The following is a 22,075-nucleotide window of genomic DNA, read 5'->3' as shown; positions in this document are numbered from 1 at the left end:
TAACCATGCAAGACGCCTACATTTACGATGGATTACGCACCCCTTTTGGTCGCCATGGCGGCAGCCTAGCGGCCATTCGCCCAGATGAGCTGCTGGGCCTAACGCTCAAAGCACTGGTAGCGCGTAATCCGTTTGCCCCAGAAAGCTACGAAGAGGTGTTGGCGGGTTGTACTAACCAAGCGGGGGAAGATTCCCGTAACGTGGCCCGTCACGGTGCGCTGTTGGCGGGCCTGCCGATTGAGGTGGCAGGCCAAACTGTCAATCGCCTGTGCGGCAGTGGCTTAGCCGCCATGATGGATGCCGCCCGTGCCGCTCGCTTAGGCGAAGGTGAGCTATTTTTGGCTGGCGGCGTGGAGTCTATGTCCCGCGCGCCTTACGTGCTGGGTAAGGCCGATTCCCCCTACGCTCGCAATCAGCCGATGTTTGATACCGTGATTGGCTCGCGCTTCCCCAACCCGTGGATTGCCAAAGAGTACGGCAGCCACAGCATGCCGGAAACCGCCGATAACATTGCCCACGACCTGAACATTGGCCGCGAGGCCAGCGACGCCTTTGCCGCCCGCTCGCAAGCGCGCTATGCCAAGGCGCTGGCAAACGGCTTTTATGAAGGCGAAATGCTGGGGGTAGACGTGCCTCAAGGGCGCAAACAGCCGCCGCTGTTGGTAGATAAAGACGAGCACCCCCGGGCTGAAAGCACCGAGGAGAAACTGGCCAAACTCGGCGCGTTGTTTGAAGGCGGTGTCGTGACCGCAGGCAACGCTTCTGGATTAAACGACGGGGCTGCCGCGCTGATTGTCGGCACGCGGACAGCAGGCGAGCGAGCTGGGCTTGCTCCGCGAGCGCGTATCGTTGCCAGCGCCGTGGCGGGCGTTGCTCCCCGCGTCATGGGCTTGGGGCCGGTACCCGCCTCGCAAAAAGCGCTGGCCCGGGCTGGCCTCTCGCTTGAGCAGATGGACGTGATTGAAATCAACGAAGCTTTTGCGGTGCAGGTGTTGGGCTGCGTTCAACAGTTGGGGCTCTCCGCCGACGACCCGCGCCTTAATGCCAACGGTGGCGCCATTGCTATTGGCCACCCGCTGGGTGCTTCGGGCGCACGTTTGGCGCTCACTGCGCTGCGCCAGCTAGAAGCCACCGGCGGGCGCTATGCGCTGGTCACCATGTGTATTGGCGTTGGCCAGGGCATTGCGACCATTATTGAACGCCTAGACAGCTAACCGCCCTCCTGCGGCGCTAGCACAGTATCTAAGGCAGGCGCCGCAGGCCAAGCGTTGACTAAGCTCTCTTATCGCGCTTTGCAACGCCCCAGCGCAGGTATGCGATACTTGCCATTCAATGATTGATTAGCCGAGACGCTTGATGGAACCAACCGACGCCGCTGCTGATGAGCCGCAATCACCCGAAAAAGATCGCAACTTTGTCACCGCGCTTGCGCGGGGGTTAGAGCTGCTCCGCGCTTTTGGAACAGGGGAAGAGTACCTGGGCAATGCAGAGCTCTCTAATCGCACCCATATCCCGCGCCCCACGGTGTCCCGGTTAACCTATACGCTGACCCAGTTAGGCTACCTGCAACACAATCGCCACCTAGAGAAGTACCGCCTCGGGCCGGGTGTGCTGGCGCTGGGTTACCGCTTTCTGGCCAATATGGGCATTCGCGAAATTGCTCGCCCCCATTTACAGCACTTTGCCGACGCCACCGACTGCAACGTGAGCCTGGGCGGTGCCGACCGCAGCGACATGGTGTATCTGGAAACCTGCCACGGCCACGGGCCGCTGATTATTCGATTAGATGTTGGCTCTCGTCTACCGATTGCCACCTCGGCGATTGGTCGTGCCTGGCTGTGCGGATTAACTGACGAGCGCCGCCAACAGGTAATGCAAGAGCTAGCCGCGTTTCACGGCAGCGACTGGCCGCGCCTTCATGCCGGTATTGAGCAGAGCCTGCGCGACTATGCCGAGTACGGCTTTTGCCTCTCTGAGCAGGATTGGCAGCGGGATATCAGCGCTGTGGCCATGCCGCTCATTTTAGAAGATGGTGCCGAAGTGATGGCGATTAACTGCGGCGGCTCTAGCCTGCGCTTGGATCATGATCGATTGGTCAACAACCTTGGGCCTAGACTCAAGGAAGTAGCAGCGAAAATTAAGCAGGAGCTGGCCCCCAAGTATCGTGCGTCACGTTAAGAAACGACGGCTTACCTTTCACTAACGCTCGTTTGATTGCATTATAGGCCTTCACTGCATGTGAAGGCACTGAGGAGCAGGGATGCCAAACGAGTGGATCACTCAACAGGGCGAGCGTGTCTCGCTGCACGGCGAATGGACACTACGCCACTACGCTGAGCTGAAGCGCGCCCTACAGCAGCAGGGTCAGCTAAGCTCGGCATCGCTGTCGCTACCCGGTTTTGAGGGGCTGGATACCGCCGGTGCGGCGCTGATCGTTGAGCTAATTGGTGTTGAAAAAACCAAGCAGATTGGCGAGTGGGCCAGCGATCTTCCCCAGGTGCAGCAGGCTTTGCTGATACGCATTGCCGAGGCTATGGACGCTCCGCTTGAGAGCCCCCCACCCCGACCCAACCGGATTAGCGAAGCCTTAGCGACAGTGGGCCAGCAAATGGTGGCGCTGGGGTCTCAGCAGCGCCAGCTACTGGCTTTCATTGGCTTGGTGCTGGCCACGTTTGCCTCACTTCTGTTTCGACCCCGCCACTGGCGTATTACCGCTACCGTCGCGCATATTCAGCAAAGTGGCTTGAATGCGGTGCCCATCGTTGCGCTCTTAACCTTTATGGTGGGCGCAGTGGTGGCGTTTTTAGGGGCCACGGTGCTCCAAGACTTCGGCGCAACGGTTTACACCATTGATCTTGTAGCATTTTCTTTTTTACGGGAATTTGGCGTGCTCTTGGCCGCGATACTTTTGGCAGGCCGCACTGCCAGCGCCTTTACCGCCCAGCTTGGCGCGATGAAATCCAACGAAGAGATTGATGCCCTCAAAACATTGGGACTCGACCCGATTGAGCTGCTAGTACTTCCCCGGGTGATGGCGATGTTGATCAGCCTACCGCTGCTGGCGTTTGTGGGCATGCTGAGCGGCCTCGTCGGCGGCGCGGTGGTGGCCACCCTATCGCTGGATATTTCTGTGAGTCAGTTCATCACCACACTGCAAAAAGACGTGTCGGTCACTCATTTCCTGGTCGGCTTGAGCAAAGCGCCGGTATTTGCCTTTGTGATTGCCGTCATTGGCTGTCTAGAAGGGTTTAAAGTCAGCGGCAGTGCCCAATCGGTAGGTGCCCACACCACCTCAAGCGTGGTGCAGTCCATCTTTATGGTGATTCTGATAGATGCGTTAGCGGCGCTATTTTTCATGGAGATGGGCTGGTGACCGAGCGATATTCAGAGATGCCGCAACAGCCCGAGCGCGATGAAGCGGTTATCCGCGTGCAGGGGCTGGTGAATCGATTTGGCGACAACGTCGTTCACGAAGGGCTGGACTTGACCCTCTACCGAGGCGAAATTCTCGGCGTGGTCGGCGGCTCAGGTACCGGTAAATCAGTTTTACTGCGCAGTATTGTGGGCTTAAAGCGGCCAAATGACGGCACAGTAGAGGTGCTGAACCAGCGGTTAAATGAGTTAAGTGAATCCCAACGCAGCCAGGTCGAGCGGCGCTTTGGGGTGCTCTTTCAGCGTGGGGCGCTGTTTAGTTCGCTCAACCTGCAGGAAAACGTTGCGCTGCCGCTCATCGAGCACGCCAAACTCTCTCGGCAAGAGGCCGAGTATCTGGCGCGTATCAAGCTCTCGCTGGTAGGCCTGCCCCCTCATGCCGCACGGCAATTTCCAGAATCGCTCTCTGGGGGCATGGTGAAACGTGCCGCGCTTGCCAGGGCACTGGCCCTGGACCCGGATATTTTGTTTCTCGATGAGCCTACCGCAGGACTCGACCCCATTGGGGCCGCCGCGTTTGACCAACTGCTGGTCACGCTGCGCGATGCAATGGGCTTTAGCGTTTTTTTGGTCACCCACGACCTCGATACCCTCTATGCGGCCTGTGACCGGGTCGCTGTGCTGTCGCAAAAGCGCGTTCTGGTGGTGGATACCCTGGAAAACGTCGCTAAAACGGACGACGAGTGGGTACAGGATTACTTTAATGGACCGCGTGGACGCGCTGCACAGCGCTCTGCTGGCCCAACCTCTTCTCAGGAGTGACGCACATGGAAACCCGCGCGCACCATATTTTGATCGGCCTGTTTACCGTGCTGACGGCCGCTGCCGCCCTGCTGTTTGCGCTCTGGATGAGCTATGCGGCTGGCCAACGCGACTATCAACCCTACCGCATTTTGTTCGAGCGCAGCGTCAGCGGCCTCTCGGTGGGCAGCAAGGTGCAGTACAACGGCATTGAAGTGGGCGATGTCACCGAGCTTTCCCTCAATCCTGACGACCCACGCCAAGTGATCACGCTTATTCGCGTGTATGAAGACACTCCGATTAAAGTGGATACCCGCGCAAAGCTAGCCTTTGCCAGCATTACCGGCAGTATGTCGGTGCAGCTCTATGGCGGCACCCCAGAAAGCCAACGCTTGCTAGCGCAAAGCAGCGACGATACGCCTTTCATTCAAGCCGACCCGTCGCCTATTGCTACGCTGTTTGACGAAGGCGAAGAGATGGTCGAAAACCTCAACGCGATTTTGCAGAGTGTGAACGAGCTCTTCGATGACAATAATCGTGAGCAAGCAGGCAATATCCTGACCAATATTGCCCAAATCACCGAGATGATTGCCTCTCAGCAGTCTGCCCTGGATGAAAACATGGCGCTCTTTGGCGATGTGTCACGCCAAGCCTCCACCACGCTTGAAAGTATCGAATCGCTTAGCCTAGAGGCGAACCGCTTGCTGAGCCAGGAAGGTCAGCAGGTGATGCGCAGCGCAGAGAGCGCAAGCCGCGATGTTGCCAGCGCTGCCCAGCGGATAGAACAGTTGGTGAACGATAACGCGGGTGCTGTCGAAGGCACTCTACAAAGCACCCGCGACATTGCCCCGGCCCTAGCGGCGTTACGCTCGACACTCGCTACCCTTGACCGCATTACGCGAGAACTTGAAGAGAGCCCCACGGACTTTTTCCTAGGCCGCGACCAAGTAGAGGAGTTCCGCCCATGAACATGCACGCTTTACGTAACGGCTTTCTTTTAAGCGCCCTATTCACACTTTCGGGCTGCTCTATTTTACCGGAGAAAGAGCCATCGACGCTGTATCGCTTGCCTGCGACCACGATGCAGAGCGACCCTGCCACCATCACGCAGCCAGAGCGGCTGGCTATCGCTACACCAGAAGCCGGCCACCTGCTCAGCAGCAATCGTATTGTGGTGTTTCCCGAAGGCAATGTGGTGAATGTGTATGAGGGTGCTCGCTGGCATGAAGATGCTCCAGATATGCTGCAGGCCCAGCTGATTGAAGGCCTACAGCAGCAAGAGCTGTTCGCCAACGTGAGCAGCGATCGGCTCCCTCACGATTTGCTGCTATTAAGCGAGCTGCGCCACTTTCAGAGCGAGTATGACACCTCTCCACCCAGCGTTAACCTGCAGTTGGACGTTCAATTACTCGGCGCGGACCAACAGCCCGTGGCCTCCACAAGCTTTGCGATTCGGGAGCGCGCCACGAGCACGGAGATACCCGATGTGGTGAACGCCTTTGCTAGCGCCACCGACCGCTTGACCGAACAGTTGGCGAGCTGGTTAATCACAAACGCGCCGAATTAACAGTGCCGCCTAACGCGGCGGCGCGGGCAAGGCGCTTTTTCTCACATACTCTTTTGGGTCTTTGGGGTAGAAGTGCTCTGGCTGTCGTTCTAAGTGGGTAAAAAAGCGTGTGTCTTTGTAGGGCATCTTCATAAACCCCGACACGCCCAGCCCCTCGATTTGACTGACAGCGGCCAGCATTCGGCTCAGTAGGCTGCGAAATTCCTGCTCGCGTTGAGGGTCGAGCAGCCGATAGTAGCTATGGATTTTGAGATGCTTGGGCAGCGCTTCAAAGATGATCATGCCGGTATGGTGGATCTCATTGAGCCGCTGAAGCATCTGCATAATGGTATTCGGCAGCACCAGTAGCTCTTCTGGGTCCGGGCCATCTTCAAAGTAGCTGTGCTGCCGGGTGCGATCCTCCATTTCCGGCACCGCGCTTACTTCGTAATTAATCGCCATCTCTGGCTGGCATTGAAAAGCCTCCTCAGGGCTGGCGCGCTCTAAGTGCAGCGTTTGGCGGGCATTGAACAGGCAGCTTTTAAATACCCCTTGGCGATGAATGGCCCGTGCTAAGTGCACCATGTTATTCACCGCTTCGATAAACGCGGGTTTTAACGCTGGGTCATGCAGGTTGAGCGACGAATCAATATAAACACCCTCCCGCTCCCAGCGCACCGCTAAACCGCCTACGACCGGGTATTTGCCTAACCGGCTCACCGAAGCCAAAAAGGCTTTTTCGGTTTCTCCCATGCCCTGCATAAACTGTTTGTAGTAGCGATCAAGCTGCACATCGTTGACGTCGTTTAACGTCTCCTCAGCGCTTGCCTCGCGTAAAAAAGCCTTTCGTGAGCTGTACACCACGGTATCAATCTCTTGGCTAGCCGGGCGACGCAGGCCTTTTCCCCATACGGGCACTAGCGGCGTTTGGGAGGGGATTGGCAGGTCAACCATAACCAGCTTCGCCATGCGCGGCATTTCACGAATAAAGTAATCCCCCGCTTTACGTCGCACCTGCGGGTCGGGGTCGAGCATGCCATCCAGCGTACGCGCGAACTCGATGGGCAATCCCAATGAGCTGGCCGGAATTGCTCGATGGCCAAAACGGCAGGACTGCGCCGAGGCCAGCGCATAGAGCGTACCTGCTGCCCCCTGCTCATCGAACCGTGGCGACGAGAGCGCCCCATTAAGCTGCTCTTCCCCAATAAAGTAGACATCGCCCAGCCGAGCATTGGTTTGCTGAAGGTTGTCGGACATTAGCTCCATCACGTTAGCCCCCACAAACTGCAGTGTTTCATCCAACTGGGCAAACACCGACGAGCCCCAGTCAATCAGCGCAATGGCCTCGCAGGTGTCGTCAAAGACCAGATTAGAGGGTTTAATGTCGCCATGCACCACCGGCCGCGCGTTCGGGCCTGTTTCACGACGCAGTGCTTGTAGGATGTCTGCTAACTGTGCGGCGATGCGCACAATTAACCGAGGTGAGAGCCTTCCCTGCCTGAGCGAGACTTGCTCCAGATTCCAGCCAGGAGCACGCTCCATGACCAGAATCGACTGGCCGCGTGAACGCTGATAGGCGATGAGTTTAGGAATCCGAGGGTGTGACACTTGATCAAGCATAAATGCCTCTTCTTCGAGGCGTTCTTGTAGATGGGTGGGCAAGGTAATACGCGAGAACTTAAACACATAGTGGGCAGTCATGCCCTGCTGCCATGCGCTGCCTGCAAAAACAAACCCGTAGGCCCCCTTACCAATCAGCTCGATATTCGAATAGCCCAACTGGGCAAGCTGTGCCTGGCACAGCGCTACCCAGTCTTTTAGCTTTCGCGCATCGTGATGGCTTAGCAGGTAAACCGACTGCTCTTCGGGTATGTAAAACTGCTGCAGCGGTGCCTGGCTCATAGCAAGGTGCCTACACGGTTAAGCCAGATGAAGCAGCATGCTTTCCGGCGCCTCGAGAAAGCCTTTCCAGGCGTTGCAGAAGCGAGCAATAGTACCGCCATCAATAAAGCGATGATCGCCTGCCCAGGTGACCGTCAAGATTGCCCGGCGCTGCACAGCCCCGTGCTCATCAAAGCGCGGCAGCCACTGGGTTTTGCCAATGGCCACAATGGCGGCTTCCGGCGCATTAATAATCGGCGCAGCGTAGGTTCCCCCGAGGGCACCAATGTTGGAGATACTGATGGTGCCGCCCTTTAGATCCGCCTGCTCCACGCGCCCTTCCCGCGCGGCATTGGTTAGCCTGCCGACCTCTTTGGCAATCTCAAACAGCGTTAAGCCCTCGACACCCTTCACGTTAGGTACCAAAAGCCCCGCTTTGCTATCCACCGCCATGCCGATATTGCACTGGTCGTAGTAGCTTAGCTCGTTGGCTTCGCTGTTTAACTGTGCATTGATGATCGGCGTCTCCGCCACGGCCAGCGCCATCGCTTTCATAAAGAACGGCATCAGCGTGAGCCGTTCGCCCTTTGCCTCTACCTGCGGCTTGAGCCGCTCGCGCAGCGCCAACAGCTCAGTGACATCAATCTCTTCACCATAATGAAAATGAGGAATGGAGCTAGCGGCCTCTACCATGCGCTTGGCCATCACCGCCCGCACGCCGCGCAGCGGCTCTACTTTTGAGGGTGCTAAGCCTGTGCTTGAAGGCACCGCAACACTGGCCGTTTGGTGAGATACCGCTGGCGCGTTGAGGTGCGCTAGCACGTCTTCTTTCAGCACTCGGCCATCTTTACCACTGCCTGAGATCTCCGACAGGGCTAGGCTGTGCTCGCGTACTAAGCGCCGTACCGCAGGGCTAGCGGGCACTTTGCTTGAAGAAGCCGCGGCGGTAACGGCTTGGCTTTTAGGCGCCAGGCTAAGGCTACCTTCATCCGAGGCCATCGCGTCACTGCTTGGCGGCACTGAAGGTGCCTGCTCGGTAGCAGTCGTGTCGCTGTTCGTCTGACCGGCGGCTTGGTATGCATAAAGCGGCGCGTGAACCTTGGCAATCTTCCCCTGGGCCACATACAGCTTGGTGACCGTCCCGGCTTCTGGCGCGGTGATTTCCACCAGCGCCTTGTCGGTCATCACTTCGACAATCGGCTGATCCTCTTCAATGGTGTCGCCCTCGGCCACGCGCCACTCCACCACTTCACACTCAACGATACCTTCACCGATATCTGGCAGTAAAAAATCACTCATGGCTGTTCTCCCTGGCGCTAAAAGTTCACGCTTTCGCGAATCGCTTCAAAAATTTTCAGGTGGTCGGGCAAGTACTCTTTCTCCAGCACAAGTGGGAAAGGCGTATCCAGCCCGGTAACCCGAGTAATTGGCGATTCCAGATAGAGAAAACAGCGCTCCTGTATCGTTGCAGCAATTTCACCGGCAAAACCGCCGGTGAGCGGCGCTTCATGACTAACAATCATACGGCCGGTTTTGAATACCGACTCTGCCACGGTATCCAAATCCCAGGGCAGCAGCGAACGCAGGTCGATGACCTCGCAGGCAATGCCCTGCTCTTCGGCAAGCTCGGCGGCTTTGCTGATCACTTCCATCTGCGCGCCCCAGCCCACCAGGGTAATGTCGGTGCCTTCTTTGATCACCTCCGCTTCACCAATTGGCAGTTGGTAATCTTCATCGGGCACTTCACCTACGGCGGCGCGATAGAGCCGTTTTGGCTCTAAAAACAGCACGGGATCGGGGTCACGAATCGCCGCCAGCAGTAGCCCTTTAGCTTGATAGGGGTTGCGCGGCACCACGACTTTTAAGCCCGGCGTGTGGGTAAAGTACGCCTCAGGAGATTGCGAGTGGTATAAGCCCCCGGAAATGCCGCCGCCATAGGGTGTACGAATGGTGAGCCCACCTACGTTGAAGAGATCCCCAGAGCGGTAGCGGAATTTGGCGGTTTCGTTAACGATTTGATCAAATGCGGGGAAGATATAATCCGCAAACTGGATTTCAGCGACGGGTACAGAGCCTTGTGCGGCCAGTCCGTTAGCAAAACCAATAATGCCCTGCTCCACCAGCGGCGTATTAAAGCAGCGCGCTTTGCCGTACTTTTCTTGTAAATGGCTGGTGGCTCGGAAAACACCTCCAAAAATACCTACGTCTTCACCAAAACAGATGACTTTCTCATCTTCCGCCATGGCGATATCCAGCGCGTTATTAATCGCCTGGAGCATATTCATCGTCGCCATATTACGCCTCTCCCTGAGTATCAGTGGCTGACGAAAGCGTCAGATCTAGCGATTTTGCGCCGCGCGGGTAAGCATCTGGGTAGCGGCGAATATGGCGCTTCAACTGATCCAGCTGGCTTTGAAGCGCAGGTGTCACGTCGGCGTAAACATCGCTGATTAACGACTCCAGTGGCGGCGGCGGGCGTTTTTCGGCGCGCTTCATGGTTTCCAGCACTTCGCGGCGCAGGTTCTCCTGCTGGACAGCTTCTTCTTCATCGCTCCACCAGCCTTTCTTAGCCAGCCAGCGCTGCATACGCAGCAGCGGATCTTTCACGCGCCACGCTTCCTCTTCGCTCTTAGCGCGATAGCCCGACGGATCATCTGAAGATGAGTGGGCAGCCAACCGGTAGGACATGGCTTCAATCAGCACCGGCTGGTTCTGCTCAACGGCGATTTTTCTCGCTTGGCGGGTCGCTTCATACACCGCTAGGGCGTCGTTACCATCTACACGAATCACGTGCATATGGTAGCCAAAGGCACGGGGAGCGATGCCGTCAGCGGCAAACTGTTCTGTAGAGGGAGTAGAAATAGCGTAGCCGTTGTTGCGGCAGAAGAAGATCACCGGCACCTGATGCACCGAGGCCATATTGAGCGCGGCATGGAAGTCCCCTTCTGAGGCTGCGCCTTCGCCAAAAAAGGTCAGCGTACAGTGGCCTTCACCGGCCAGCTTTTGGCCATAGGCGTACCCGGTGGCTTGCGGGATCTGAGTCGCTAGCGGGGAAGAGATGGTCATGTAGTGCAGCTTGCGAGAGCCGTAATGAATCGGCATTTGGCGGCCTTTGCCGTAATCAAGCTCGTTGCCAAACAGCTGATTCATAAACTCGTCGATAGAGAAGCCGCGATACATCAAGGCACCCTGTTCGCGATACTGGGCCATGATCATATCGGCGTCATCAAGCGCGGCAGCAGCGCCTACCACGGCGGCTTCTTCACCGGTGCACTGCATATAGAAGCTCAGCCGCCCTTGGCGCTGCGCGGCCATCATGCGCTCATCAAGAATACGCGTGGCTAACATGGCTTGATACAGCCTACGAGCGTGGTCTCGGGTGAGCGCGGGCTCTTCGCCACCCGGATACAGCTCGCCATCCGGGTTGAGTAGACTGAACGTCTCGATCGAGAATTCATCACCGGTCATGAAGGCCGGCTGGTGTACGTACTGAGTCATCATTATTGTCCTTGTTTTTACCCCTTTTGAGGGCAGTGTTGTCGGTCATGACCTTCTATGCCAGTGGATTTATCTGACACAGGTCAACGCAACACTTGGACAGTAACTCAGTGCAAGCCGTTTAGGGATTCAACTTAAGACGCAGAGAGCACTTAAGAAGCAGAGAGGCGTTGGCGAAGCCGCTGCTGGTAGACGTTAAAGGCGCTATCCACGCTCAGCGCCAGCAGCGCGATCAATAGCGCGCCTTGCAGCACGTAGGCCATATTACCATTGACGATACCGGCAATAATCGGATCACCCAAGTTGCTAGCCCCTACCGTCGCTCCAAGGGCTGCCGTGGCAATATTGATCGTCACGGAAGTACGTACCCCTGCCAGAATTACCGGGGCGGCCAGGGGCAACTCCACGTGACGCAGCACCTGCCAAGGCGTCATGCCCATCGCCTGGGCCGCCTCTTTGATGGTCGCGTCAACATCGTTAATGCCCGCCAGCGTATTGCGTACGATTGGCAGCAGCCCGTAAAGCATCAGCGCAACGATAATAGGCAGCGTACCAAACCCCAGAACGGGTACCGCCAGCGCCAACACAGCCACCGGAGGAAACGTTTGCCCTAAAGAGGCCAACTGCCCCACCAGAGGCAAAAAATCCCGCCCTCGCTCGCGGGTAACAGCAATACCTGCCGCCACACCAACCGCAATGGTAACCACTGCCGCCACGCCAACCACTAACACATGGCGGCCCAGCAGCTCGTAAAACGCCGCGCGATTATAGACGACTTGCCGGGCGTCAGGCTCTACCCAACGAAACAGGCCCTCTAGGAGCGGCATGCCGGCGACGCACACCGCCAGTAGCGCGGCCCAAATAAGCGGCAGAAACCATTGAATGCTCGGTGCGTTCGGCAAGCTGACGGTGGCAGAATTACGCGTCACGTTGGCTCACCTTATCCAACTGCGCCTCTTTAACGATGCGGCGCAGCGAAAGTTCCCCTATCGGTACATCGCCTTGATCTACCACCGTTAAGCGGTCGCAATGGTCCCGCAGCATCATGGAAAGCGCTTGGCGCAGCGAGAAATCGGCGGGAATTCGAGATTGTGCCGGCAAAGTAGGCCCAAGCGATGTCATATGATCTTTTACGCGCGTTAACGCTGCCTGCTTCAACCCCCGCTCAAGCCCACCCAGCAGGGATTCCACAAACGGATCAGCGGGCTGCTGAAGCAGTGCCAGCGGCGTGCCCTGCTGGACAATACGGCCATCACGCATGACGACCAAATGGTCGGCTAGCTTCAGCGCTTCATCCATATCGTGGGTCACGAACACAATGGTTTTGTGTAGCCGTGCCTGTAGCTTGGCCAGCTCATCCTGAAGCTTTTCCCGGGTAATTGGGTCCAGTGCGCCAAACGGCTCATCCATCAGTAGTATATCGGGGTCTGCGGCTAAGGCGCGGGCCACCCCTACTCGCTGCGCTTGGCCACCTGAGAGCTGGTGCGGATATTTATGCGCAAACTCGCCCACTGGCAGGCCAAGTAAGCCCATCAGTTCCTCTACACGGGCGTTAATTTCTGTAGCGGGCCATTTCAGCAGCCGAGGGACTAATCCAATATTGCGCGCAACGTTCCAGTGCGGGAACAGCCCGGTACTCTGGATCACATAGCCGATTCGCCGACGTAGTTTTACTGGGTCATACTGCTCTATCGCCTGGCCATCCAGGAAGATGTCACCACTGGAGTGTTCAATCAGGCGGTTGATCATGCGCAGCGTGCTAGATTTACCGCACCCTGACGTACCCACCAACGCACAGAACTTTCCTTTAGCGACCCGCAGCGTGATGTCGTCAACCGCGGTGTCGTCACCAAAGCGTTTTGTAACGTGGGAAAGCTCTATCATTCCTGTCCTCCGGGACGCAGCGCATCTGCCAACGCCCCTAATCCTGCATCCACTATTAGTGCCAAGATCAGAATGGGCAGTGCGCCCAGTAGCACCATATCCATGGCGGCTTGACCCAGCCCTTGAAAAATAAACGTCCCTAGACCGCCAGCACCAATCAGTGCCGCCACTGCCGTTAGCCCAATCGCCTGCACGGCCGTAATGCGTACGCCTTCTAACAGTACGGGAAGCGCCAACGGAAAACGCACCTGCCAAAAACGCTGCCCGGTACGCATCCCCATGGCTTTAGCGGCCTGGAGCGTCTCAGCGCTCACCTCTTCCAGGGCAATATAGGTATTACGCACCATAGGAAGCAGGCTATAAGCAATTAACGCAATCAGCGCTGGGGCATTGCCGATACCGCTGACACCCAAAGCGGCCATCGGGGGTACGTTAGCCGCCAGCCAAGCGAGCGGCGCCAGCAGTAGCCCAAACAGCGCCAAACTTGGGATGGTTTGTAAAAAATTCAGCAGTGTAAACGCGATTTTTTGTAGGCGCTGATAGCGGCGCATCAGCATCGCTAACAGCATTCCCAGCACCACGCTAACGCCCACCGCTGTGCCCACCAAGGCAATATGTTGACCAACGGCCTGATAAAACTGCCCTTCTCGGGCCTGGAACTCTTGCACGAGGGCAAGACGATCTAGCCACAGCGCGGCACATCCCCACCAAGCAATGCCAACGCCTGCCAGCAGCAGCGTGGGCCACCAACGGGATAACCCTAAGCGTAGGCGTAGCTCCACCAAACACAGCAACAGCACGAACAGCACGGTCCAGTAGGCTGCGCCAATGCCGAGTCTTGCTTGGGGTAACGAGGGGTCGACCAACCAGTGGCCTGCCACCATTAAGCCAAACGGCATCAACAGCAAGGTGAGTATGATGATGCCCAGCATCGCCCGGTAGTGCCTTGGGGTAGGCACAGACGACAACGCCGCCATGGCGATAAAGAGCAGTGATACCAGTGCCGCGCCCGGCCAGCTAATGGCGTCTACCATGCCAAAAGCCGTGCCGGAAACAATGCGATTAGGAGCAACACTGACAAAGCTTAACAACCAAGCGGCAGCCAGCATGGCACCGCTTAGGCACAACAGCAAAACATTCGGGTGCCACGGACGTCGTTTAAACGATGGCGAAGGCAAGGCGTCGATTAACGACATTCATTAGTCATCCAGGCTGTCGAGATAGTCACTGGCGACCTGATCCGGCGAGAAGCCATTCACCGCGACATCTGCGTTGAGCTCTTGCAGTGTCACTAGGTCTAACGTGGCGAATACCTCATTAAGCAGCGCCTCCATCTCCGGATAGGCATTCAACACCTCTTCCCGTACCACGGGCGCTGGCTGATACACCGGCTGAACGCCTTTAGAGTCTTCGAGGACGACGAGGCCTAAAGCGCTTAAACCACCGTCGGTCCCGTAGGTCATGGCACCATTGACACCGCTGGTTTGCTGAGCTGCTGCACGCATCGTTGCAGCCGTATTGCCACCAGACAGCACCAGCAGTTGGTCATCGCTTAGCTCAAAGTCGTAGGCTTCTTGGAAAGCAGGTAACGCCTGGGCAGATTCCACAAACTCGGCGCTGGCGGCAAATTTGAATTCTCCGCCGTCGGCAAGATAAGCAGCCAAATCATCCAACGTGGTTAAGTCATTGGCTTCGGCTACATCCTGACGAATGCTCATGGCCCACGTGTTGTTGGCACTTGCTGGCTGAAGCCAAATTAAGCCCTGTTCCGCATCACGCTCACGGACGGTTTGGTAGGCGTCTTCAGCGCTGTTCCATACCGGGCTATCAGTCATGTCAAAGAAGAAAGCACCGTTGCCGGTGTATTCGGGGTAAAGATCAATCTCACCCGCCTGCATCGCGCTGCGTACCACGCTGGTTCCGCCAAGCTGAAGCCGATCTTCCGTTGGAATACCTTTGCGCTCCAGCGTCTGAATAATCAACTCGCCTAGCACCGAACCTTCGGTATCGATTTTAGAAGAGACCACGATGGGGTCGTTGGCATTGGCCGTGGAGAGCGTGGCCATAGAAACAGCTACCGTTGATAAACAGGCAGCCATGGCAGGTGTGAACAATGAGCGCATGGAGTCGTCCTTTTCAATGAGCTTCTGGGGCGTATCGTTTCAGTATAAGAGCCTGCTGCGTTGAAGTCAGACGTCGCAGTAACGACGCCTAACTGTTTACAACGATTAAGGCGCTTCGATCACCCAGGTGGTTCCTTCCCGAGAATCTTTGAGAATAATGCCAAGCGCTGCCAGCTCATCACGAATAGCATCAGCGCGGGCAAAATCCTTACTTCCTTTCGCCGCTTGTCGCTCGACGATTTTTGCTTCGATCTCTTCTTCGCTCAGCGCTACCTGCTGCTGGGCACCTTTCAGGAACGTTTGTGGCGTTTGCTGTAATAGCCCCAGCACACCGGCCAAACGCTTTAATTCACCAGCCAAGCGTGGTGCCTCTGCTGGCTGATCACTTTTCGCACGGTTAAGATCGCGGGCCAAATCGAACAGCGCGGCCAAAGCGATGGGCGTGTTGAAGTCGTCGTCCATTGCCGCAGTAAAGCGCTCCGCGGCATCGCTGGCGGCTGCCTGCTCGTCGGCGTTTACTCCTTCTAACGCCGTATACAGCCGCGTTAGCGATTTGCGCGCTTCGACCAGCGAATCGACCGAGTAGTTAATAGCGCTACGATAGTGGCTTGCCACCAACAGGTAGCGCACAACTTCTGGGTCGTGCTCGGCTAGCACGTCGCGGATGGTGAAGAAATTGCCCAAAGATTTGGACATCTTCTCTTGGTTGACGCGAACGGCTCCGGCATGCATCCAGGTATTGACGTAGGTTTTACCTGTCGCCGCTTCCGATTGGGCAATCTCGTTTTCATGATGGGGAAAGGTCAAATCCGGCCCGCCGCCATGTATATCGAAGGTATCGCCCAAGCAGCAGGTCGACATTGCGGAGCACTCGATGTGCCAACCCGGTCGCCCGTCTCCCCAGGGGGAGTGCCAGTGGGCTTCACCCGGTTTGGCCGCTTTCCAAAGCACGAAATCCAGCGGGTCTTCTTTGTGCACATCCACGTCGACCCGTGCACCAGAGCGCATGTCATCCAACTGACGGTTATTCAATTTGCCGTAGTCGGCGAATTTACGCACTCGGTAATAAACGTCACCATTGGCCGCTGCGTAGGCAAAGCCTTTTTCGATTAGCGTTTCGATCATGGCGACGATATCGCCAATATGCCCCGTTGCACGGGGCTCCTGACTGGGCGGCAGCACGTTCAGGCGCGCCTCATCCTCATGCATCGCAGCAATCATGCGCTCGGTGAGTGCGCTGATGGTTTCGCCGTTCTCCTCGGCCCGTTTGAGGATTTTATCGTCGATATCCGTGATATTACGCACGTAGGTCACGTCATAATCACGGTGGCGCAAATAGCGGGTAATCACGTCAAAGGCCACCATCACCCTGGCGTGGCCAAGGTGACAGTAGTCATACACCGTCATGCCGCAAACGTACATGCTGACCTTGCCAGCAACCAGTGGGCTAAAAGGCTCTTTGCGGCGTGTCAGCGTATTGTAAATGTGCATATGACGTTTCCTTAACCCTTCTGTTTGATTTTCGCCCAGCTGTCTTTCAGACCGACGGTACGGTTAAACACGAGGTGCTCAGCAGTAGAGGCGTGACGATCGGCGCAGAAGTAACCTACCCGCTCGAATTGGAAGCGATCTTCTGGAGCTGCACTGGCCAAGCTTGGCTCGCCGATGGCTTCACATACCACCAGCGACTCGGGGTTCAGGTGCTCCAGGAAGTCGACATCCTTATCGCGGTCCGGCTGCTCGACCATAAACAGGTTGTCGTACAGGCGGACTTCCATCGGTACACCATGGGCAGCGCTGACCCAGTGAATCACGCCTTTTACCTTGCGGCCTTCCGGGTTTTTACCCAGGGTGTCGAAGTCCACGGAGCAGCGCAGCTCAACAATCTCACCTGCATCGTCTTTGATCACTTCATCACAGCGAATTACGTAGCTGTTGCGCAGACGCACTTCTTTGCCCGGTGCTAGGCGGAAGAATTTCTTCGGCGCGTCTTCCATAAAGTCGTCTTGCTCGATGTAGAGCTCGCGAGCAAACGGAACTTTACGCATCGGCATGTCTTCACGCGCCGGGTGGCCTGGCACCTCGTAGACCTCTTCGTGGTCTTCCGGCACGTTGGTAAGCACTACTTTTAGCGGCTTCATCACGCACATGGCGCGGGGTGCGTTATCTTCCAGATCTGAGCGGATGGCGTGGGTCAGCATGGCGATATCCACCAAACCGCCGTCGGAACGGGTGACACCAATCATCTCGCAGAATTTGCGAATGGACGCGGCGGTATAGCCACGACGACGCATACCGGAGATGGTCGGCATTCGTGGGTCGTCCCACCCATCAACAATCTGCTCATCTACCAGCAGCTTCAACTTGCGCTTAGACGTTAAGGTGTAGTCGAGATTGAGGCGCGCAAACTCAATCTGACGGGGCTTCGCGGGGACCGGCAGATTATTTAAGAACCACTCATACAGCGGGCGGTGGTCTTCAAACTCCAACGTACAGATGGAGTGGGTGATGCCCTCAATGGCATCCGACTGGCCGTGGGTAAAATCGTACGAGGGGTAGATTTTCCACTTATCGCCCGTTTGGTGGTGATGTGCATGACGAATCCGGTACAGGATCGGATCGCGCAAATTGATGTTGGGCGACGCCATATCAATTTTGGCACGCAGCACTTTTCCACCTTCGCCAAACTCGCCGTTACGCATCCGCTCTAGAAGATCAAGATTCTCTTCGGCGCTGCGCTCGCGGTAGGGGCTCGGCTTACCCGGCTCGGTGAGCGTACCCCGATACTCGCGGATTTCATCCGGAGACAGGTCATCCACATAGGCTTTGCCTTCACGGATCAGGTGCTGCGCCCAGGCATAGAGCTGGTCGAAGTAATCAGAGGCAAAACGTACCGGGCCTGCCCACTCAAAGCCCAACCAGCTAACGTCTTCTTTGATGGCATCAATGTACGCCTGCTCTTCTTTCGCCGGGTTGGTGTCGTCAAAGCGCAGATGACACTCACCACCTAACTGCTCTGCCAACCCGAAGTTCAGACAAATCGACTTGGCGTGGCCGATGTGCAAAAAGCCGTTGGGCTCGGGGGGAAAGCGCGTCACAATTTTGGTGACCTGGCCGCCCGCTATCTCGTCGCGTACTTGGCTGCGAATGAAGTTCGGCGCTGGGGTGGTCTCGTTGGTCATGGTGGTGTTGATAACCTCATGGTGGATGGCGTGCTGGGCAAACGTTGCGAATGCAATCAGGGTTTACGCTTCGCGGTGCCGAGCAAAACCGCTATTATAACGTGACGCCGATGCACAGCGCCAAGGCGAACGCCTTTATTGAACAGGAATTTATCTATGATCGTATTACAGACGAACCACGGTGACATCACCATTGCGCTTAATCATGAAAAAGCCCCGGCTACCGCGGCGAATTTCGAACAGTACGTGCGCGACGGTTTTTACGACGGCACGCTGTTTCACCGGGTCATTGATGGCTTCATGGTTCAAGGCGGCGGCTTCGACCAGGACTTCAACCAGAAAGCCACCCGTGACCCGATTGAAAACGAAGCGGACAACGGCTTGCAGAATACGGTTGGCACGCTGGCCATGGCCCGCACCCAAGACCCGCACTCCGCTACTGCGCAGTTCTTCATCAACGTTGGCAACAATAGCTTCCTGAACCACAGCGGCAAAAGCCTGCAGGGCTGGGGCTACGCGGTGTTTGGTGAGGTGGTTGAAGGCATGGAGGTGGTTAACGCTATTAAGGGCGTCAGCACCACGCGCCGTGGCATGCATGCCGACGTTCCCGCAGAAGATGTCATCATCGAGCGCGCTTACGTGAAGGAAGCGGAATAACCGTTAGGAGCTTTATGCGTACTCTGCTCATCGCTGATATGCATCTAAGTCACGATACCCCTGAGATCAATCAGGGGTTCTATCGTTACTTGGAACAGACCGCTCAAGGTGCGGACGCGCTCTACATTCTGGGCGATCTTTTTGATGCCTGGATTGGCGACGACCTGCTAGACACTCCCCACCCGTTGAGCGCGGTGGCTCATGAGGTTACTCGACGGCTGCGCGCGCTCAGCGACGCGGGGACGGCGGTGTATTTCATTCATGGCAATCGAGATTTTTTGTTGGGCGAACGCTTTATCAATGACTGCGGGGCCACGCTGCTACCAGAAAGCGAGCAAGTAGAACTGCAAGGCGTACCCGCCGTCATTCTGCATGGCGACAGCCTGTGCACCAAAGACGAGGCCTACATGGCATTTCGGGCGCAGTCACGCAGTGAACAGTGGCAGTCCCAAATTCTTGCGCTGCCGTTAGAGCAGCGGCTGGAACTCGCCAAGAGCCTGCGCATGCAATCGGGTGATGCCAATGCCGGGAAAGCAGAGGACATCATGGATGTCACCCAGGAAGAAGTCGTTGCGCTAATGCAGCGCTGTGGAGTGTCGACCATGATTCATGGCCATACCCATCGCCCAAAAGTACACGATCTGACGGTGGAAGATGTGCCTGCCAAACGTTTTGTGCTGGGTGACTGGGACAGCGAACACGGTTGGGATGTGGTGGTGGAACGTGCTGACGAGCGCCACGCCGAGCCCATTTTGCGACAGTTCCCTCTGGGCACTCCGCCCTAACCAACGCCATGACGTTATAAAAAAAGCCGATCGTTATGATCGGCTTTTTCGTTACTTGCGTTAGCGTTATGTCAGTAGTGCTTAGCGTTCAATCTCAGCATCACTGCGCAGGTCATCCATCAACCCTTGGATGACGGATTGCGCGCGCAGCTGTTCGGCCATTTGAGCAACAAACGATGTCATCTGCTCGTCACCCTCACCGACGGACACGCTATCCAGGGCAACCACCGCTACCCCTTGTGGCATGTTAACTGAACGGTACACACTCGCACCCTCTTCTGGGCGAGGCATACGGAACACTTCCTGCACCAGCACTTGCGGCAGCGTTGTATCTGATTGGCGGGTTACACTGTTCGCGTCCAACCAATCAAGCTCCAACGTATCACCTTCGCGAAGCGAGCCAATCATGCCTGCAGCCTGCTCCCGGAGCGCCTGTTGACGCTGTTGAGCTGCCACGGCCTGTTCTACTTCATCACGCACCTCGTCAAGCGGAAGAACGGTTGCTTCACGATGTTCAGCGACGCGCAGCACCAGTCGACGATCGTTATCAAGTTCGATCACTTCGCTGTTGTAGCCCTCTTCAAGCACATCGGCGCTGAAGGCCTCTTCCAACACGCCCGGCTCGGAAAGAACACCTTCTCCTTCGCCTCGTGCCAACCACTCCGTTTGATTTAACGTAAGGTCTAAGTCATCGGCTACGCTTTGCAAGTCGTCGGCGGCAAAGCTCTCATCGATGAGGCGTTGTACCTGCTCGTTGAACTCGTCGTTAACGTCGCGCAGAGCCACTTCTTGCGCCAGCGCATCACGCTGCTCTTCAAACGACGGGCCTGCAAGCTCAGTCACTTGCAGGATATGGAAGGCACCGTCCATTTCTACTAATTGAGACGTTTCTCCCACTCCGAGGCCAAACGCAGCTTCGTCGAAGGCATCGCCAAAAAAGCCACGGCTAATCACCCCTAGATCGCCACCATTTTCAGCACTTGCGCTGTCATCAGAGTAACGTGCAGCGGTATCAGCAAAACTCTCGCCGTCGTTCAATGAGGCAAGTGCCTCGTTTGCCATGGACTCAGCTTCTTCGCGGCTACGCTCATCGCCAAAGGTCACCATGATGTGAGACACGCGACGATCAGCGTTTTGATTCTGATCACGCCATGCATCCCGAAGCGCCTGCTCTTCGACGTCGACATCGTCGGCCATGGTCTGGCGATCAATCAGAACGTATTCAACCCGCACCTGCTCTGGACGCTCAAACCGGGCCTGGTTAGCGTCATAGTAGGTCTGCATTTGCGCGTCGGTGACATCGATATTTACGTCAACATCATCAGCATTCAGCATCACATAGCGGAAATCACGCTGCTGGCGTTGCAATTCAGCTAAACGCTCTTCTTCGCCGGGCAAGCTGAAATCACTAAACGCGAGTCCCTGCTGCAGATGCTGACGCTTAATATCTACCCGCAGCTCTTCGCGGAAAGAGATCGGCGTGTAACCAGCACCCGCTAAACGATTACGGAAAATCTCTGCCGAGAAGCGGCCATCCTGATCATGAAACTCTGGAAGACTGACAATCATTTGATCCAGTTGGGCATCAGAGACAACAAAACCGCCGTCTTCAGCGTACTGGGTCAACAGTGATTGGGTGATCAGCTGATCGAGCATATCGTTACGCAGAGCGCGCTCTTGCTCAGGAGGCACTTGACCAGAACGCAGCGCACGCTGCACTTCTAGCTCAACCTGTTGACGCATAATGGGCTGACCGTTAACGCTGGCGACCTCATTGGGGTCACTGCCAAACACGCTAAACAGCGACTCCACGCCAAACAGGGCCATGGCAGCCACCATGAGACCAATAATTATCTTGGCGCCCCAGCTTCTGGAGCCATCTCGTATACTTTGCAGCATGCTAGCCTCAGATCATCAAAGCCATCTATTGCCCAAACCATCGGGCCAGAAAAGAACATGGGCGCATCGCGGATGCGATGCGCCCATTAGGTTACAGCAAACGCGAGCCAATTAGTTGACGGCGTCTTTCAGCGCTTTACCGGCTTTAAAGCTGGGCACTTTTGCAGCACTGATTTCGATTGGCTGACCCGTTTGGGGGTTACGACCAGTACGTGCGGCGCGTTCTTTGATAGCGAAAGTACCAAAACCTACCAGAGAAACACTCTCGCCTTTTTTGAGGCTATCGGTGACAGACTCCACCATGGCATCCAATGCGCGGGTTGCCGCTGCTTTAGGAATATCAGCAGACGCGGCAATAGCTTCAATCAGCTCGGACTTATTCACACTTCACCCCTTAACTGTTTCAAAAAAATGGCTCTGAACGGCACGGTCACCGAGTGCAACAAC

20 protein-coding genes are annotated in these 22,075 nt (G+C 56.4%); 8 read left to right on the top strand and 12 right to left on the bottom strand.

The annotated features are described in order from the left end of the window. Nucleotides 1-5: 5 nt before the first annotated feature. The 6 genes from R0J87_RS10165 to R0J87_RS10140 all read left to right on the top strand — a co-directional run bounded on the left by R0J87_RS10165 (nucleotide 6) and on the right by R0J87_RS10140 (nucleotide 5,740). Entirely contained in the window at nucleotides 6-1,214 is a 1,209-nt protein-coding gene (locus R0J87_RS10165; RefSeq protein ID WP_498885929.1) for a 3-oxoadipyl-CoA thiolase, read from the top strand. Nucleotides 1,215-1,356: 142 nt separating this feature from the next. Further along, the gene (locus tag R0J87_RS10160; protein ID WP_404345688.1) at nucleotides 1,357-2,178 is read left to right on the top strand and encodes an IclR family transcriptional regulator; all 822 of its coding nucleotides are present in this window, start codon (nucleotides 1,357-1,359) and stop codon (nucleotides 2,176-2,178) included. A gap of 82 nt (nucleotides 2,179-2,260) precedes the next feature. After that, nucleotides 2,261-3,373 (top strand): MlaE family ABC transporter permease, encoded by a 1,113-nt coding sequence (locus R0J87_RS10155; protein ID WP_498885927.1) that lies wholly within the window; start codon nucleotides 2,261-2,263, stop codon nucleotides 3,371-3,373. Between the two features lie 17 nt (nucleotides 3,374-3,390). Then, complete coding sequence (locus tag R0J87_RS10150; protein WP_044629407.1) at nucleotides 3,391-4,194, top strand: ABC transporter ATP-binding protein; 804 nt, start codon at nucleotides 3,391-3,393, stop codon at nucleotides 4,192-4,194. A gap of 5 nt (nucleotides 4,195-4,199) precedes the next feature. Beyond that, the gene (locus R0J87_RS10145; protein ID WP_074210545.1) at nucleotides 4,200-5,141 is read left to right on the top strand and encodes an MlaD family protein; all 942 of its coding nucleotides are present in this window, start codon (nucleotides 4,200-4,202) and stop codon (nucleotides 5,139-5,141) included. Then, a complete protein-coding gene (locus tag R0J87_RS10140) occupies nucleotides 5,138-5,740 on the top strand; it encodes an ABC-type transport auxiliary lipoprotein family protein (protein ID WP_498885926.1) in 603 nt (200 codons plus the stop codon). Before R0J87_RS10145 ends, R0J87_RS10140 begins: the two co-directional genes overlap by 4 nt. A gap of 9 nt (nucleotides 5,741-5,749) precedes the next feature. On the opposite strand, the gene R0J87_RS10135 is transcribed toward R0J87_RS10140, so the two are convergent. The 10 genes from R0J87_RS10135 to R0J87_RS10090 all read right to left on the bottom strand — a co-directional run bounded on the left by R0J87_RS10135 (nucleotide 5,750) and on the right by R0J87_RS10090 (nucleotide 18,287). Further along, a complete protein-coding gene (locus R0J87_RS10135) occupies nucleotides 5,750-7,621 on the bottom strand; it encodes a protein kinase domain-containing protein (RefSeq protein ID WP_498885924.1) in 1,872 nt (623 codons plus the stop codon). Nucleotides 7,622-7,639: 18 nt separating this feature from the next. Next, nucleotides 7,640-8,899, bottom strand: a complete 1,260-nt coding sequence (locus R0J87_RS10130; protein ID WP_498885922.1) for a 2-oxo acid dehydrogenase subunit E2 — start codon at nucleotides 8,897-8,899, stop codon at nucleotides 7,640-7,642. Between the two features lie 17 nt (nucleotides 8,900-8,916). Continuing rightward, entirely contained in the window at nucleotides 8,917-9,894 is a 978-nt protein-coding gene (locus R0J87_RS10125) for an alpha-ketoacid dehydrogenase subunit beta (protein ID WP_498885921.1), read from the bottom strand. A 1-nt stretch (nucleotide 9,895) separates the two neighbouring features. After that, nucleotides 9,896-11,098: a thiamine pyrophosphate-dependent dehydrogenase E1 component subunit alpha gene (locus tag R0J87_RS10120; RefSeq protein WP_498886026.1), complete on the bottom strand. Its 1,203-nt coding sequence runs from the start codon at nucleotides 11,096-11,098 to the stop codon at nucleotides 9,896-9,898. Nucleotides 11,099-11,250: 152 nt separating this feature from the next. Beyond that, complete coding sequence (locus R0J87_RS10115; protein ID WP_498885920.1) at nucleotides 11,251-12,027, bottom strand: ABC transporter permease; 777 nt, start codon at nucleotides 12,025-12,027, stop codon at nucleotides 11,251-11,253. After that, nucleotides 12,017-12,982 carry an ABC transporter ATP-binding protein gene (locus R0J87_RS10110; protein WP_498885918.1) on the bottom strand — a complete coding sequence of 322 codons (966 nt, stop codon included), beginning with the start codon at nucleotides 12,980-12,982 and terminating at the stop codon, nucleotides 12,017-12,019. The genes R0J87_RS10115 and R0J87_RS10110 overlap by 11 nt, the downstream gene beginning before the upstream one ends. Further along, nucleotides 12,979-14,178, bottom strand: a complete 1,200-nt coding sequence (locus tag R0J87_RS10105; RefSeq protein ID WP_498885916.1) for an ABC transporter permease — start codon at nucleotides 14,176-14,178, stop codon at nucleotides 12,979-12,981. The genes R0J87_RS10110 and R0J87_RS10105 overlap by 4 nt, the downstream gene beginning before the upstream one ends. 3 nt (nucleotides 14,179-14,181) lie before the next feature. After that, entirely contained in the window at nucleotides 14,182-15,105 is a 924-nt protein-coding gene (osmF, locus tag R0J87_RS10100; protein WP_498885915.1) for a glycine betaine ABC transporter substrate-binding protein OsmF, read from the bottom strand. Between the two features lie 105 nt (nucleotides 15,106-15,210). Further along, a complete protein-coding gene (cysS, locus tag R0J87_RS10095; RefSeq protein WP_498885914.1) occupies nucleotides 15,211-16,596 on the bottom strand; it encodes a cysteine--tRNA ligase in 1,386 nt (461 codons plus the stop codon). A gap of 11 nt (nucleotides 16,597-16,607) precedes the next feature. Further along, the gene (locus R0J87_RS10090) at nucleotides 16,608-18,287 is read right to left on the bottom strand and encodes a glutamine--tRNA ligase/YqeY domain fusion protein (RefSeq protein WP_498885913.1); all 1,680 of its coding nucleotides are present in this window, start codon (nucleotides 18,285-18,287) and stop codon (nucleotides 16,608-16,610) included. Nucleotides 18,288-18,443: 156 nt separating this feature from the next. Here R0J87_RS10090 and R0J87_RS10085 point away from each other — a divergent pair, with 156 nt between their 5' ends. Next, on the top strand, nucleotides 18,444-18,944 hold the full coding sequence (locus R0J87_RS10085; protein WP_404345665.1) for a peptidylprolyl isomerase: 501 nt from the start codon (nucleotides 18,444-18,446) through the stop codon (nucleotides 18,942-18,944). A 14-nt stretch (nucleotides 18,945-18,958) separates the two neighbouring features. Beyond that, nucleotides 18,959-19,729: a UDP-2,3-diacylglucosamine diphosphatase gene (locus tag R0J87_RS10080; protein ID WP_498885911.1), complete on the top strand. Its 771-nt coding sequence runs from the start codon at nucleotides 18,959-18,961 to the stop codon at nucleotides 19,727-19,729. An 81-nt stretch (nucleotides 19,730-19,810) separates the two neighbouring features. Here R0J87_RS10080 and R0J87_RS10075 read toward each other — a convergent pair whose 3' ends face one another. Then, nucleotides 19,811-21,628: a SurA N-terminal domain-containing protein gene (locus R0J87_RS10075; protein ID WP_498885910.1), complete on the bottom strand. Its 1,818-nt coding sequence runs from the start codon at nucleotides 21,626-21,628 to the stop codon at nucleotides 19,811-19,813. A 111-nt stretch (nucleotides 21,629-21,739) separates the two neighbouring features. Further along, nucleotides 21,740-22,012 carry a non-specific DNA-binding protein Hbs gene (locus R0J87_RS10070; protein WP_009724302.1) on the bottom strand — a complete coding sequence of 91 codons (273 nt, stop codon included), beginning with the start codon at nucleotides 22,010-22,012 and terminating at the stop codon, nucleotides 21,740-21,742. Nucleotides 22,013-22,075 lie beyond the last annotated feature (63 nt).

The organism is Halomonas sp. SIMBA_159, from assembly GCF_046536035.1.
In the GTDB taxonomy this organism is placed as follows: Bacteria; Pseudomonadota; Gammaproteobacteria; order Pseudomonadales; family Halomonadaceae; genus Vreelandella; species Vreelandella venusta_A.
Note: the sequence above shows the minus strand (reverse complement) of the source record. Positions and strands in the feature narration are given on the sequence as shown.